The sequence below is a fragment of the Vibrio sp. 10N.247.310.98 genome, assembly GCF_041467395.1.
GTDB lineage: Bacteria > Pseudomonadota > Gammaproteobacteria > Enterobacterales > Vibrionaceae > Vibrio > Vibrio crassostreae_C.
The window spans coordinates 1-14976 of the sequence record NZ_JBFSUL010000087.1; the positions used below are offsets into that span (position 1 = coordinate 1).

The window sequence follows — 14976 nt, forward strand, 5'->3', positions numbered from 1 at the left end:
CTAACGACAAAGTCATTTGGTAGTTAAGGTACGACAGAATCGCTTGGTGATCACAGCAAAAATGAGTAGTGACATAACTCATTTTTGCCCCATTATTAGATAGACCTTTTACTCGTTCATATCCTGTTAATGGTTTTTTTCCTTACTAAAAGTTATCTATTCTTATAGCTCTCTTAGCGTATCCGCCCCATGAACCCACGGGGCGATTTGTCAGTGTTTGAAGTTCCACTCGTAGAAGATTTAACACTGTATAGACGAGTGTTCATACCATCTGTGACATTATGTTCTGGAGAACCCAAAAGTACTTTTTATACCTTCAATAAAAGGACTTAAACCCTTAGGGAAGCCTTTCGGTGCAAGATGTTCATGATATGTCACAATCAGCTTGTTTTTAGGTCGACTCAAAGCAACATACAGCAGGCGCTGACTCTCATTCGAACGACTCAGACGTTCTTGATTTGACGCAGAATCAGGCACCCACGGAGGGAATGTATCTCCGACCGCATTAGGAACAATCACTGTTTCAAACTCTAGGCCTTTTGCTCTATGGATAGTACTCACAATAAGGCGGTGTTTTTTGTCATCAATCAGGTCAACTTCTTTTAATGTGAATAGTTTGGCAATCGATGGATTCGAGTCATCAACTAAGTTGTTGAGTAATCCTTGGTATTCGCCACTTTTTTCCAACCAAGGAATAAGCTTATCTCTTGCTTCCGAAGACACGTCTTGAACGTTGTTGTACCAATCCGATTTATCTTGAATGAACATGAGCCATGCATCTAGCGTTTCAGCTAATGAAGTACTATTTCCGATGGTTTGAGGTCCCATTAATTTCTCGATCTCTACCCAATTTTCTCGAAGATCTTCGACTAGTTGAGCCTCTCCATCGATAAGTGAATCAATGTGTGAAAGTTTAGGTGTAATGACGCCCATAAGGTGCTTAAGTAACGATGCGGTCGCTTTCACATCATCTAAAGCATTATGGCTATTAACGCCTTCCAAATCGAAATCTTTAAGAAGACTCTCTAGTTTATAGTTCGCCTGATTTGGGAAATGCTGCTTGGTGAGCAATAACGTATCCATTTGAACATTCTGCTTAAAACGGTGGTATGCATCTATCGTACGATAGTCGTTCAACGCATTACTGTTCATCTTAAGCATTGTTTCATCAAACGTAAGGTTATGCGCGACGACGGCACAGTCTCCAACAAATTCAAAGAAATCAATCAATACTTGGTCTAACTGCTGGCCATTAGCAACTTGGGTTGCTTCTATCTTATGAACTTTTTGGCTTTGTTCAAATTGTGTTTTTAAATCTAAATCTGATTCAATATCCAGGTGTACGTATCTATCAAACTCATCAGTAATGATGCCATTAACTACTTTAACCGCTGCAATTTGTACAATTTTGTCCGACTCAAAGTTTAACCCCGTTGTTTCTGTATCGTAAATGACAACCCCTTGCCCTTTGAATTTCGCGACTAATTCTTTCAAGTTATAAGTATAAGTATTGCTGTTGCTTGTCTTACTAAGGTTGCCACTTTGGAGGATGTCATAAACAGTAACACCATGCTGCTTCAAAGCATTTATAAACTGAATGCACCTGGATTTGGTGAGTTTGCCGTCCCATTTCTTGCTAAATCTATAGGACAAGCGCCACCAGTCTTTATTTGTCGCCACTCCTTGATAAGCTCGAAGGCAGCTCATCCAGTCTTGAATCTCATTTCTCTGCATCAAATCACTTTCACTAACCCTAAAAAAATCGATTTTTTTCAAATTAAGAAAGTTACAATACGATTCCGCTATTTTGTTCGTTGAGCACAATAGTCCGACTTGTCTTGATGAGTTTTTTTCTAGTATTTTCTCGATCATCAGAATGACGTTGTGAATTTCTGCCACATTATCAGGATAACCTAATAGCAATGTCGACTGCTTATCATCAGCGTCACTATTCCCTTTTAGTTCTGGGAGTTGCCAATTGAACTTTCGGTATGCGCTAAGCAGATCGACAATGTTTTTGTCAGAACGGAAGTTATTAATAAGTTCATGGCGTTCATAGTGGGTCGTGCGCTTTTTAAGCTTTTCAGTATCTGCGCCTAAGAAGCTATAAATAGACTGATAAGTATCACCTACACAGAAAATATGGCTGTCTTCATCGCTCATGGCATTGATGATTTCCCACTGTATTGGAGACAGGTCTTGAACTTCATCAATCTGGATGTATTTCTTTTTATCTTTTCTTGCAATGATTTCCTGTAAGCCTATACAAAGAATATCATCAAAGTCATAAGTGCCACTTTGCTTTTTAAGCTCTCTGAAGGCTATAAACACAGACCATATATACTGTGCTAGTTCTTCCTGTGACGGTTCTTCTTTATCAAAATTCAGTGTAGCCTCAGACAATAGTTGCGCCATATTCTTCTCAAGTAGGTCCGAGAACGTACTTATCAATTCAGCATCATCCAGCAATGTCAGTGTCAACATCAAAAGGTAAGAACCAAAGAACGTGCGGTTGAAGCTATGAGAACTCGCCACCTTTGCAATATCACCGGTTTGAACCACTAAGTTTTTGAAATGTGGATTCATGACTTTCGAGACGGTGCTGCTTGCAGACTTCTTAGCTGTTTCTAAAAGAACTTCACGGTACTCATCATCAAGAATACCGAATCTTTTCTCTTGGAAACTTAATCTTTTGCTCTTACGAATGCTATCTAAGCAAAAATTATGGAAGTTACCAATGAATGGCTGCCTGTCATTAAGTACGCTTTTTGCTCGAATGTGCATCTCTTCTGCAGCACGAGTGGTGAAGGTTAGGCACACAATATCTTGGTCATCATTATGCTTGAGTAACGCTTTCTCAAGACGATGAATTAAGATCGTGGTTTTTCCAGCTCCAGGGGGGGCTTCAAGAAAGTGCCTGCCTGAATCGATATGGATCAACTTTTCTTGGTGCTCGCTTAGCGGTGGAATTGAGCGGATCTGCTCTAGCTTTTGAGACTGGTCAATCTCGTGGAGTAAGTCTTTTTCTAGCTTTTGATTATCTTGCCATAACGTAGCTTCTTCAACCTTGAGTTCAGTAAGTTTACGCTCATAAAACTGAACGTCTTTTTCTAGTTTATCTTTTTGAAGTCTAATGCTATCTACTTCATCTTGTACTGAAGCTTGGTCGTCAACTAGTGCCGTTTCCAAGGCGTATTTCAACTCGCTGTCGCGTTTGGCCAAAGCTTCGAGTTCTTTTTGTCTAACCGAGTAATCCGCCTCATACAAGGACATCTTTTGTCGTAGTTCACGATTGACTTGCTGGTAGTTTTTGAGCTCCAACATCAACCGCCCATTTAAGTCGACCTGTTCGGATAGCTCTTTGATCTTGTCTTGGTTCGCCGCGTGTTCTTTTAACTCTGCATGCCCTAACTTCTCCAACGAGAAAGGTTCCGAAACAATATTCTTGTGATAGACATCGATGATTAAGAACTCGTAGAGCTTTTTTGCATCCTGAAAAAGAACCTGCAAGTCAGAGCGGGAGTACTGTCTAGGTTCATAGTGACTGGCCTTATTTCCCATTTTTTGAATTCGTTTGGCAGCATAGGAAATATGAGGTTTGTTGAACTTGTTTGAAAATTCTTCAATCAGTTTTGCCAAAGACTTAGAATTCGAACCAGGGTCGATCTCTAAAGCCGTCGCCAACACCCCTTCACAGAAGGAGCGAATTGCTGTAGGTACAAAATGATAATGCTCGTCCACAAAGAGTTGTTCCGCCGTCGCGATGGATTCAAACAGCTTTGCTGGTGCCTCATCTAGTAATCGTAAAAAGTTAGACTCCATGCCCCTTGCTCCCACGTGTTATGGATATACGATGAAATATTGCTCTTCACAGATAAAAATAAGCATAGGGTTTACATTCTTGTAGCATTGGGTCACTACATTACCATCTATGTTTGTAGTCGCGTCAGTAAAGGGGGTTTTGCATCGTTCAAACTCTTTTTGAGCTTCTTCTTCAGAAAGGGGGCCGAGAAAGAATCTACTGCCGATAAGTTGTTGAAAGTCATTTTTTAGTTCAATAACACTTGTGTATTCCGAGGAAGCAAAATTTTTGATCATACAGTCACTAAATTTATTGACAGTTTTATCACTCTGTCTGTCGTTTGTTTGATAGCTCTGTGCAAGATAGATAAGTAAGAGCATTCCTGCCTATACATATCACAATATGTCCTTAAACTCTTTTGGGCCGACTCCCTAGCACCACAGAAATAGGCGGTAATCTTACACTAAGGGGCTAGTAACCCAAACCTATTTTGCTTATCTGAGAGTCCGCATGTGTATCGTATCCGCCCCATGAACCCACGGGGCGACTTATCAGTGTTTGAAGTTCCAAGGTAGGAGTGCGTCGATATAACGAATAAGCTTTGACCACTGCCCAAGCGTGTACTTTATCGCTTTGCCTAATGGACTAGAGCCTTGTAGTGGCTGAGTTAATTTGGCCACTTGATTGGAGGTTTGCAATACCTGAAGTTATTCATGACTCGCTAATTTAAGAAAGACGCTAGCAAGGTTTTGTCCAATAGTTACTTAGGACAAACCAACATACTACAATAGGAAATTTTTCCGGCTTAGTTATTCGTTATCTTCACTCAATGCAAATTTGATCTCGTCTGAAGAGAACCCCTTTCGACTTAGCATCGCGTAAGCCTTGGAGCGTTCTTTATGATCGTTTAGGTCATAAGGCTTCTTCTGCAACTGTTCTAAACAAGAAGAATAGAAATCTAGCTGCTCTTCATTAATCAATCGGTCGATGAGCGATGACAGCTCACTTGTGTCGATTTGTCGTTGTCTAAGTTCTTGCTGAATGGCGGTCAGGCCCTTGCCTTTACGAGCGTACTTGAGCACCTCTTTTTCCAAGTCGGCTTTCTCGGCCTTAATTTGAATGTTACTTTTCAGTTGATGCGCTTGTGGGTGCTGGTCAATCGCTACCTTAACTTGTTGATAGCTAAAGCCACGCTTTTGCAGTGTCGCAACCAGCTTTTCACGGCTCATGGTAAAGCTTGAATAGTAGTGGTTGATTCGGTCTATCAAGATGGTTTGTTCATCAATAGACTTTTCGAACGACACTTTATGGATTGCATCAGAAATCACTGAATCGGTCAGCCCCTTCTTCTTCAGTTTTTCGACAATGTATCGAGAACCGAATTCACCAGAGAAAGCTTGTTCCACGAATTGTTCTGCAAACACTTGGTCAGACTTGAGATACCCGAAGCCTTTCAATGTCCCTAGAGTTTCATCGATCCATTCTTGATTGTCGGTTTTCACTTTGAGCTTCGCCACTAACTCGCTTTCCGTCATGTCTCTCTGAGTTAAATGCCACATCGCAGAGTTCATAACACTTTCAATTCGCGTCGCTTTTCTTACCGTTGTATTTCTAGTATTCGTTTTTTGCTGTGAATCGTCCATTCGATTTCAACTTTCCAGATTAAGCCTACCCCATCATAACGTAATTCTAAGGTGGTTGAGTGACATAAAAGAATGAAGCTCAACATAAGCGGCAGCCAAAAAAAATGGACGCTTATTCAGCGTCCATTTGATATCACATTAAGAATGATGGCTCGAAGCCACACTTAGCTTTTACGTAATCGCTCTTTTCGAAATTGCTTCTCGTACTAGCTCTTTCGCTTAGTTCTCTTCGTGATTGTAAATATGTACATCTCGTTGAGGGAATGGAATCGTGATGCCTTCTTCATCGAAGCGTTTCTTCACGGTTTCCGTCACATCCCAATACACATCCCAGTAGTCATCAGTCTTAACCCAAGGCCTTACGACAAAATCTACAGAAGACGTATTCAAGGTATGAAGCTTGATCATATGCTCTGGTTTTTTCAACACTAGAGGGTGCGCAACAATGATGTCGTTCAATACCGCTTTCGCTTTATCGATATCATCTGAGTAACCAATACCGAAAACCATATCAACACGTCTTACACGTTCTGCCGTGATGTTGTTGATCACGTCACCCCAAATCTTGTTGTTTGGGATCACCAAGCGTTGGTTATCAATGGTTTGAACAGTCGTCGATACTAAGCTCATGTCTTTTACCGTGCCTTGCACGCCTGCCACTTTAACCATGTCACCGACGTCATAAGGACGGTAGATCAAGATCATCAAACCCGATGCAAAGTTAGATAGTGTGTCTTGCAATGCGAAACCAATGATGACACCGGCTACACCGAAACCAGTAAGAAGAGGTGCTAGCTCTATCCCTATTTGAGACAGTGCGATAAGCAAACCAATAAACACGACCGCTTTAGATGCGATGGATACAAAGAAGTCCTGCATCAATACACTGAAGTCCATTTTAGAGTGCGAAACACTCTTACGAACGGTTTTGCGAGCCACGTTAGCAATAAGGCGAGTTACATACAAAATACCGAGAAACAGAGCAAGTTTAACGATAAAAGAAGGGGTATTTTCAAAAGCCCATGAACTGAACGAACGAAGCCAACCATCCAACAGCTCCAGTGCAACATCAACATCCAACACATCGGCGTTAATGTCACCTGTCGTCGCTAGCAAAACACGTTTGTACGAAGTCACATCCACGCCAAACGGTTCCATTAGCGTGATGGTTTCTTCTAAGCTCGCGACCATAACGCTAGTTCGCTCACTGAAGCGTTCAAGCTCAGTTTTAATCGTCGCTTTCTCTTCTTCACTTACATAAGATAACCGGCGTTCTAAATCTTGACGTTGTGTATCCGTGTATAGAATTGCATTAGTAAGATATTGAGAACGAGAAACAAGTGCCGTTTTGAGCTCACCTTCAGGAACAGCAACATCAACACCACGCTCTTTCGACCAATTTAAGGTCTTAGCAAGCTGCTGATAATAGACATCCATCATTCCGATTCGTTTTTGAATACGCAATTCAAGGCGTTTTTTAGCGTCACCTTCAGCTGAACGGTTTTCTTTACTCATTGAAACGATTTTAGTTTCATTCAACGACAGCAATTTTTGTAGCAGTTCGACCTGCTGAGCAAGAGTGACATCCAGCCCCTCTTTTTTATCTGACGATAGCTGTGAAAAAATCTCTTCGCGTAGGCCCTGATTCTTACGCCTTAAGATATCTTCAAGAAAGGGCTTCTCAGCATCATGCGCCGTTTCTAATGTTGCTAGATCGAGCATTAACTGATCTTGTACTTCTGCGATTTTCTCAACGCTCTGCGCATAACTTCCAAATGCGACAAACGCCAACATTAACAATAGACAACGCCAAACCTTCATCATATTAATTCCTATCACTGTCTAAATTGACCCTATAAATAGTAGTAAAAAGAATATGGATAACAAGCATTTAAACGTATGTTATGTTAAAAATTCGCAAATTATCAGCCTGCTTCTAATATTTGAGAGTTCCAATCCCCTCTTATGACCTGTAGAGTACGCATCCAACAAAGAACAACAGCCAATATCTTCATTCGAGCACAGCACTAAAGCGCCCTAAATACGATGTTGGCTCACAGCAAGAGAGCATAAAAATGAACAACGAACTTGATATTATTGAGTCTCTAGAAGAACTAGAGCAATTCCTAATTTCAGTGGAAGCTGGCGGTTTAGGCCTTGAAGGCGTTGAAGGTGTAGGCATGGCAACCAATAATTCAGATGGTCGTCACTTCGTTGCTGTATTCAATAGCAGCCATAAAGTTCTGCTTGCTCGCTGGATCACCAAAGAGGTGTTTGATAACGGTAAAGACTTGGTACGTAACGGCCCTCGCCGCACTCACTAAGCCTTTCCAATAGCACCAATGATTAAAGCCCAACACGTTCACTGACGATCTGTTGGGCTTTTTTGTATCGCCTGTCCCGTCCTGATAGTTAATAAACCACTCAATACAGAATAATTAGCGATAACTTTCAGTTGTTGTGAACTTTAGCTACAGCTCAATGTCGTATTCGCGTGAATTGGTGTTTATGCGTCTTTTATCGTGTATCTGCCGTTTCCTGCATTTATACATAGTTTCACTTTAACCATTTTATGACTTGTGGCACGAAGAGAACTTATCTAAGCTAACCACAATTCAATGAGCTTGCTTTAACGACTAACAGATTTGATTACTGACTAATTTGCTGAACACATCGCTACTTTTCTTATCCACACAGAACCGCCGACAAAAGCATTCGCTTTGGGCGCTCTTCCTTACCGGACTGGTTATCGTAACTTGTCTGGCGAGCACTCTGGCCGTCAAGAAAGTATCGTTATCTGCATCCGCTAATGGCCAATCAGTCCTAGTTGGCACACAAACTCATACAGAAACCAGTAATCCCCAAACCAACATCGCTTCTTCAGAAAAAATGGCTGCTCTATACGCCAGCGTTTTCGGCTTAGAAGCCTCAAAAATGTTAACGTCCCCCAATTCAAATTCATGCAGCCTAAGTTCGAAAATGCTGACCTTTGCCGCCCCAAAAACCGGCTGGCTGATCCCATTCGTACTTATTATTGCTGTTGCGTTTAACTTACCTCCTCACATCTCGAGATTATCTAGAGACAATCATCGCTCTACTCGACCGACAAAACACCGATTGCATCTAAAGCACTGTATATTTAGAGAGTAAATAACCGGGCTACTACACCCTTTTATTTATTTTTTGGAGATACATTTGTGTACAACACACTACTAACTAAGTTTGTCGATTCATTGGCATTCTCTATGCGTACATGTGCGAAAACCTTAGTCACTGCCCTTTTGGTTATGACGTCATTTACCGCCTTGGCACAGACAACGGGCTGGCTTAGTGTGCCTGAGCATCCGCCTGTTAAAATGCGAATGATGTCGACGGGTGAACAGTCGAATGACGGCTCTAAGATCCAAACCGTGCTCGATGTTGTGCTCGACGGCGACTGGAAAACCTATTGGCGCAGCCCAGGCGAAGGTGGCATTCCGCCAAGCTGGGACTGGTCTGGTTCAACAAACATTGAGTCAGTAGAGTGGCACTGGCCGATACCTAAGTACTACGAGCAGCTTGACGTAATGACGTTAGGTTACAAAAAGCATGTCAGCTTTCCCGTCACGTTAACCCTGAAAGACAACACGAAGCCTGCAATATTCAGGGCGTCGTTTACCTTTCCGTCGTGTACCAATATCTGTGTGTTAACCGATTACGATATCGAGCTGCCGATTGACCCACAAACCTTAGCGCTCGATGAAGAAGCGATGTTCTTGTTCAACCAAGGGATGAGCCAATCTCCACGAGAAGCTAACCGCACTTCAGTCAATGGTCTATTTTGGGACAAGAGCAAGCAGCAACTGGTTACTCAGCTGACAAGTAAAGATGGCTGGGATAAGCCGATGGTGTTGATTGACGGGCAAGAAGTGATTGATGACTTCTTCTCTCAACCAAGCGTCCACATCACCGGCAATACAATGACAGCCGTATTTGATGTGAGCAACTGGATAGGTGAAGTCGACTTAACGGACCGTACCGTGAGTGTCACTGTTTCAGATACTAATTTCGCCGAAGAGATGACGGCCCAGGTTGGCTCAGAACCGATCGCTTACCAAACAAGCAACAACGGCTTTTTGGCGATGATAGGCTTCGCTTTAATTGGTGGTTTGATCCTCAACATCATGCCATGTGTTTTGCCAGTATTAGGAATGAAATTAAACAGTATCATTCAAAACCAAGGTGCATCTAATCGTCATATCCGACTCTCATTCTTAGCTTCTGCTTCAGGTGTCATTACATCATTTGCGCTGTTAGCCCTAGGTATGACCGCTCTAAAAATGGGTGGTAATGCGATTGGTTGGGGAATCCAGTTCCAAAATGTTTGGTTCATCGGGTTCATGCTGATCATCACTTTGCTGTTCTCGATTAATCTACTTGGATTATTTGAATTCAGACTACCATCAGGTTTAAACACTTGGATGGCAACCAAAGGCGATGACTCACATTCAGGCCACTTTATTCAAGGCATGTTTGCGACGCTGTTGGCAACGCCGTGTAGTGCTCCGTTCTTAGGAACCGCAGTTGCTTATGCACTTGGGGCAAGCTACCAAGAGTTGTGGGCTATCTTTATCGCACTCGGCATCGGTATGAGTGCACCTTGGTTGATTTTCGCGCTGTTCCCGAGTCTTACAAAACTGCTTCCAAAACCTGGGGCATGGATGTTCAGAGTTAAGCTGGTATTTGGCTTAATGATGTTCATTACCAGTCTATGGTTAGCAAGCCTAATGAGCCCATTTATTGGTAAATTCCCGACGATCCTGTTGTCACTGTTTATCGTGATTACAGTATTGATTTGGATTGGCCGTAAGTTGGGCCGCAAGGTCCTTATTCCTATCGTCGCAACCACAACCTTGGTGTTTGGTGCTGCATTGATCGTCGGTAGTGTCACCGCTGATAACTGGGCGACACCGATTGTTGACGATCTCGATTGGCAAAAGCTAGATGCAAAACAAATCCCTCAATTGGTTGAGCAAGGCAAAACGGTATTTGTCGATGTGACCGCTGAGTGGTGTATTACCTGTAAGGCCAACAAGATCGGCGTCATTCTCCAAGACCCTGTCTACAGCCACCTGCAGCAAGAAGACATTGTTTTGATGAAAGGCGATTGGACAACACCAAGTGAAAGTGTCACTCAATACCTACAAAGTAATGGTCGATTTGGTGTGCCATTTAATATCGTCTACGGCCCAAGCTATAGAAGCGGTATTCCACTGCCTGTCATTCTCGACAGTGACACTGTCGTTCAAGCCATCGACGCTGCGAGATAATGGATGAAGACTCCCAACAATGAAGAGAAATCTAGCACGACTGAAGACAGCGCTGTAAAGGGTGAAACCAAAAAGCCAAGTCGTCTTAAGAAGTGGGGAAAGGAACTGGTTTCAATGATATTGATCGTTGGCGTGGTTTCATTTGCGATGGACTTTTATCACAGCAGAAGCATGCCTCAGGGCGACGCGATTCCAATTGTGGGTCAATCGCTCCAAGGCGAAGATATTGATGTTATCGAGCTAAGCAAAAATGGTAAGCCAGTCATTGTCTATTTTTGGGCGACTTGGTGTGGTGCCTGCAAATTTGTAAGCCCAACCGTCAATAGCTTCAGTGATTCCCATCAGGTGGTTTCGGTCGCTCTATCGTCTGGTCCAGACGAGCGTGTTCAGCGCTACTTAGAGGCGAAAGAGTATGACTTCCCTGTGATCAATGATCTTTCTGGATCAATCAGCAGAAGTTGGGGCGTTAGTGTCACTCCAAGCATCGTCATCATCAAAGATGGAAAAATTAGCAGTATCGCAACAGGCATTACTTCCCCGATAGGGCTTTGGTTGAGAACCTACTTTGCCTAACTCGCTTACAAAGAAAAACAGAGCAAAGCAAGGTGAACAACTCGATTTAGCCCGTTTAACGAACAGGATTTCCGTGAGCGCGACCCAATGAGCGCTCACGATTATCAAGAATTAGAGAATAAATAGCATGAAAAAGCATCTGATTAGTACACTGATTTTAGGCTCACTAATGAGCACCACTGCCTTCGCTGAGTTAAGCACAGAACAAACCCAGCAACTTGAAGAGATTAACCAATTTCTGAAAGAGAACCCTTCTACGATCTCTGGTTTACATACCAGCTTAGAGCAGTACGTAGCAGGGCAAGAACAGTCGAAGAAGGCTCAAGCAGGAAGCCATGATTGGTTGTACAACAATGACGCTCACCCAATCACGGGCAATCCGGATGGCAAATCGGTCATCATTAACTTTACCGACTATAACTGCCCTTACTGTAAGCGCTTGGAAAAAGGCTTGGTTCAATTAGCCTCTGAAAACAGCGACATTAAAGTGATCAACGTGTACTTATCGTTTAAGCAACAACAAGTTGCAGGGCTAGACACCAACGCGGCGCTATACGCGATGAAAGTATGGAAAGATAACCCAGAAGCATTCCCTGAAGTTGATAGATTGCTGATGGCGAAAAGCGGTATTCACTCGAAAAGCTCACTAGAAGCCGTTGCCAAGAAGACGGGAACAGAGGCGGAATTAAAAACAACTCAAGAACAAAACCAGGTTCTAACCACTAACCACCAAACGTTCAGTGCACTCGGCTTAACGGGCACTCCAACCATGATGATGAACGGAAATGTTTTACCCGGGTATGTGCCTTACGACCGACTTAAAGATATCGTGGATGACGCTTTTTAATCGTGCGTAGATAGAGATAAAGACTCGAAAGAGAAGTGAATAAAAGCCGACTCGCGCAACCCGCAGTCGGCTTTTTGATGAGTTTAAGATAATGTTTTCAATATTATTTTTGAAATAGAAAAGCAGTCGAAGTGTCACTATCTTGCAATGGATTCTTAATCTAGCCTCGCTACTCTAAAAACAGTTCTCTCGATGAGTCCAAGACGTGCTTACTCTAGACAACTGTCCTTTGACCGAGCCTAGCTCGGTCTTTTTTTTACGTGTTTTAGATAGCAACACAGTGTATTAGCACAGAAACGTCCAACCGACTAAGCCTAACTTAGCAAGCGACAAACAAGCGCACCCGGCTCCCTTAACGCATCCACGTTGTAGCTAAGGACACGTCCAGCAGACGGCGCGTGATAACGGCGACACTCATTACCAAAAGCGTCATATTGAATAGCCAATAAATCATCTTGTTCTACGCTCTGCAGAAGCTCAACCTGCGGCAATACAAAACCACCAATATCAGCGCGGATAGAAACCACATCATTACCCTCTATCCAATCCATTCTCGGCAGTTGCATTTTCTCGGGATGATTTATTTCAACCTCGAACATTTCATAATAAGACAGCATGTTAAAAACACCGTCTACCGCTCGTTGAATCATGTCAGGCTGAGTAAATTTCCCCATCCCAACTTCCACCGTGATGCTCGGAATTCCACTTCGATTCCAAACCGTTTCCAAAATACCTGGGTCACCAGGGTCATTCAGAACACAATCGGGCTGCATCAGCCTCGCCATCTCCAAACATTGCTCAACTCGGTAATCAGCAAATACATAAAGTGGATAAACTGCGCCACGAGTTTGAGTGTGGAGATCAACGGCGAAGGTGGCATTATGCTTAAGCAAACGCTCCCACAAAGACGCAACAAAGCGCTCCGCTGCCAAGCCATTAGCATCACCCGGAAAGAGTCGATTAAGATTGGCAGGACAAGAGCCCGGATCCGAAGAGATGAAATCACGGCTATGGTTCAGCAAGCCAGACAAATTCACAGTAGGCACAATCGTTACCGTACCTTTGAGCGTTTTACCGACTAAGTCCCTGATAATTTGCTGTGCAGCCAACACTCCGTTTAGCTCATCACCGTGAATACCGGCGGTGATCATCAACTTAGGACCTTCTTGACTGCCTTTGAAAACAGAAACCGGCATGTTCTTAGGTTGCCCTAGCCCATCACTGGTGACTTGAAACCAAAACTGGTGCTCTCCAACGGGTAGGTCTTCAACATTCAAGGAGCCAATAACCTGCCTACCTTGTAAAACATCGCCTAAGTACTCTGTTTTCATCCAACGTCTCCATATTGTTGAGCAGAATCTATTCTCTTCTAAGTTTTTGCATCATAGAGGATATCCTTACCAGTACAAGCAGTTAATCAGATTAACAAGCTCTCAGCGCAGCCAAAATTCACCACCATCGACATACGTGATTCCAAGGTAAAACTTGCTAATGTGACCTTTGAAATACACGCAACTTGTATAACTATTCATAGAACACTCAGTCGCATGAAATAAAAGTGCAATAAAATCAACACTTAAAAAAGTTCCCCATTCACGAAAATGTAATTTTATGGAAATGAAAGCTTAATTTATCTGCTCTAAATTAGCTTCATATCGAAACGGAGAGCACATTGCTCACGGATTTTAAAATACAAGGTAAGTGATTATGAAAAAGGCAGTTCTAGCTTCTGCAGTGGTAGCGGCACTAGTTTCAGGTTCATCTCTAGCAGCAACAGTTTACAGCTCTGATGGCACAGAACTTAAAATTGGCGGTCGTGCGGAATTCCGTGGTGATTTCATTGGTTCAGGTGGTGCTGAAATCGACGGTACGATGAAAAACAAAAGCCGTGTTCGTTTGAATGTGGGTGGTACTACAGAAATCACTAGCGACCTATCTGGTTTTGGTTTCTACGAAGCAGAACAAAGCGTGAAATCTTCTGCTGATAACAGTAAGACTGAAAACTTTAAGCAACGTTACATGTATGCAGGTTTTGAAGGTAACTTCGGCGCAGTATCAGTAGGTCGTCAAGATACAGCTGCAGCTCAAATCTCAGAAATGTCGGATGTTACTATCTACTCTGGTGACCAAAAAGCATTCATCAATGCAGGTGACGAGCAAATCAATAACACGTTTGTATACGCTTACGACGCAGACGCACTTTCTCTTAAAGCAAGTTTGATTGCTGGTGAAGACAAAGATACTGACGGTTACGGTATCTCTGGCATTTACACACTACCGATGGGCTTAGGTTTCGGTCTTGGTTACTCAGGTAACGACAACGGTACTGGTAATGGTTCAGCTACAGCATTGATTGCTGGTATTAACTACAAAATGGATGCTTTATACCTAGGTGCAACCTACACAATGGGTGACCTAGACGACAAAGCAAAAACTGAGTTCTCTGGTGTGGAAGTTGCTGCTAAATACAAGCTAACAGACCAATTTGAACTGGCAGGTTTGTACCAAAAACAAGAAAAAGACGCGACACAGAACTTAACTGTAGACACAGCTGACTTCTTTGAGCTGACTGGTACTTACAAGTTCAACAAATCTATCCGTACATACGTTGCTTACCAATTAAACAATCTAGACGACGTAAAAGTTGCAGGTTTAGAAACACAAAGTGAAGACTCTCTTCGCCTAGGTGTACGTTACGACTTCTAATCTAAATCGACTTTAGATACAGACTAAAAAGGTTGGGCTATGGCTCTAATGCCGATCAGTTAAAGCCAAAGCGATCGGTTGAAGGATCCTTCAGAG

Annotated in this window: 10 protein-coding genes; 5 read left to right on the plus strand and 5 right to left on the minus strand. The window is 42.8% G+C overall.

Annotated elements, in window-relative coordinates; genetic code table 11:
• Positions 1 to 279 precede the first annotated feature (279 nt).
• The 4 genes from AB6E78_RS21785 to AB6E78_RS21800 form a co-directional block, all read right to left on the minus strand.
• Positions 280 to 3822: a UvrD-helicase domain-containing protein gene (locus AB6E78_RS21785; RefSeq protein WP_372132763.1), complete on the minus strand. Its 3543-nt coding sequence runs from the start codon at positions 3820 to 3822 to the stop codon at positions 280 to 282.
• Positions 3823 to 3840: 18 nt separating this feature from the next.
• On the minus strand, positions 3841 to 4098 hold the full coding sequence (locus tag AB6E78_RS21790; protein ID WP_372132760.1) for a hypothetical protein: 258 nt from the start codon (positions 4096 to 4098) through the stop codon (positions 3841 to 3843).
• Positions 4099 to 4611: 513 nt separating this feature from the next.
• Complete coding sequence (locus AB6E78_RS21795) at positions 4612 to 5445, minus strand: RecX family transcriptional regulator (RefSeq protein ID WP_371724962.1); 834 nt, start codon at positions 5443 to 5445, stop codon at positions 4612 to 4614.
• Positions 5446 to 5664: 219 nt separating this feature from the next.
• Positions 5665 to 7269, minus strand: coding sequence for a mechanosensitive ion channel family protein (locus AB6E78_RS21800; RefSeq protein ID WP_372134207.1), 1605 nt, complete (start codon positions 7267 to 7269; stop codon positions 5665 to 5667).
• Positions 7270 to 7520: 251 nt separating this feature from the next.
• Between AB6E78_RS21800 and AB6E78_RS21805 the strand changes: the two genes are divergently transcribed.
• From AB6E78_RS21805 to AB6E78_RS21820, 4 genes are all read left to right on the plus strand, one after another.
• Positions 7521 to 7769 (plus strand): hypothetical protein, encoded by a 249-nt coding sequence (locus AB6E78_RS21805; RefSeq protein WP_017062732.1) that lies wholly within the window; start codon positions 7521 to 7523, stop codon positions 7767 to 7769.
• 921 nt (positions 7770 to 8690) lie between these two features.
• Complete coding sequence (locus AB6E78_RS21810) at positions 8691 to 10754, plus strand: protein-disulfide reductase DsbD family protein (protein ID WP_372134210.1); 2064 nt, start codon at positions 8691 to 8693, stop codon at positions 10752 to 10754.
• Positions 10755 to 10757: 3 nt separating this feature from the next.
• Positions 10758 to 11327: a protein disulfide oxidoreductase gene (locus AB6E78_RS21815; protein WP_151408427.1), complete on the plus strand. Its 570-nt coding sequence runs from the start codon at positions 10758 to 10760 to the stop codon at positions 11325 to 11327.
• Positions 11328 to 11454: 127 nt separating this feature from the next.
• Complete coding sequence (locus tag AB6E78_RS21820) at positions 11455 to 12174, plus strand: DsbA family protein (protein WP_017077412.1); 720 nt, start codon at positions 11455 to 11457, stop codon at positions 12172 to 12174.
• A gap of 314 nt (positions 12175 to 12488) precedes the next feature.
• Here the strand turns inward: AB6E78_RS21820 and AB6E78_RS21825 are convergent, their stop codons facing one another.
• Complete coding sequence (locus tag AB6E78_RS21825) at positions 12489 to 13505, minus strand: succinylglutamate desuccinylase/aspartoacylase family protein (protein ID WP_372134208.1); 1017 nt, start codon at positions 13503 to 13505, stop codon at positions 12489 to 12491.
• Positions 13506 to 13881: 376 nt separating this feature from the next.
• Here AB6E78_RS21825 and AB6E78_RS21830 point away from each other — a divergent pair, with 376 nt between their 5' ends.
• Positions 13882 to 14880, plus strand: coding sequence for a porin (locus tag AB6E78_RS21830; RefSeq protein ID WP_102321347.1), 999 nt, complete (start codon positions 13882 to 13884; stop codon positions 14878 to 14880).
• The last annotated feature ends 96 nt before the right edge of the window (positions 14881 to 14976 follow it).

Excerpts from the sequence above, each read along its gene's own strand:
- AB6E78_RS21815 (WP_151408427.1), top strand. The coding sequence starts at position 10,758 with ATGAAGACTCCCAACAATGAAGAGAAATCTAGCACGACTGAAGACAGC.
- AB6E78_RS21805 (WP_017062732.1), top strand. The coding sequence starts at position 7,521 with ATGAACAACGAACTTGATATTATTGAGTCTCTAGAAGAACTAGAGCAA.
- AB6E78_RS21795 (WP_371724962.1), bottom strand. The coding sequence starts at position 5,445 with ATGGACGATTCACAGCAAAAAACGAATACTAGAAATACAACGGTAAGA.
- AB6E78_RS21825 (WP_372134208.1), bottom strand. The coding sequence starts at position 13,505 with ATGAAAACAGAGTACTTAGGCGATGTTTTACAAGGTAGGCAGGTTATT.
- AB6E78_RS21800 (WP_372134207.1), bottom strand. The coding sequence starts at position 7,269 with ATGATGAAGGTTTGGCGTTGTCTATTGTTAATGTTGGCGTTTGTCGCA.
- AB6E78_RS21820 (WP_017077412.1), top strand. The coding sequence starts at position 11,455 with ATGAAAAAGCATCTGATTAGTACACTGATTTTAGGCTCACTAATGAGC.
- AB6E78_RS21785 (WP_372132763.1), bottom strand. The coding sequence starts at position 3,822 with ATGGAGTCTAACTTTTTACGATTACTAGATGAGGCACCAGCAAAGCTG.
- AB6E78_RS21790 (WP_372132760.1), bottom strand. The coding sequence starts at position 4,098 with ATGATCAAAAATTTTGCTTCCTCGGAATACACAAGTGTTATTGAACTA.
- AB6E78_RS21810 (WP_372134210.1), top strand. The coding sequence starts at position 8,691 with ATGCGTACATGTGCGAAAACCTTAGTCACTGCCCTTTTGGTTATGACG.
- AB6E78_RS21830 (WP_102321347.1), top strand. The coding sequence starts at position 13,882 with ATGAAAAAGGCAGTTCTAGCTTCTGCAGTGGTAGCGGCACTAGTTTCA.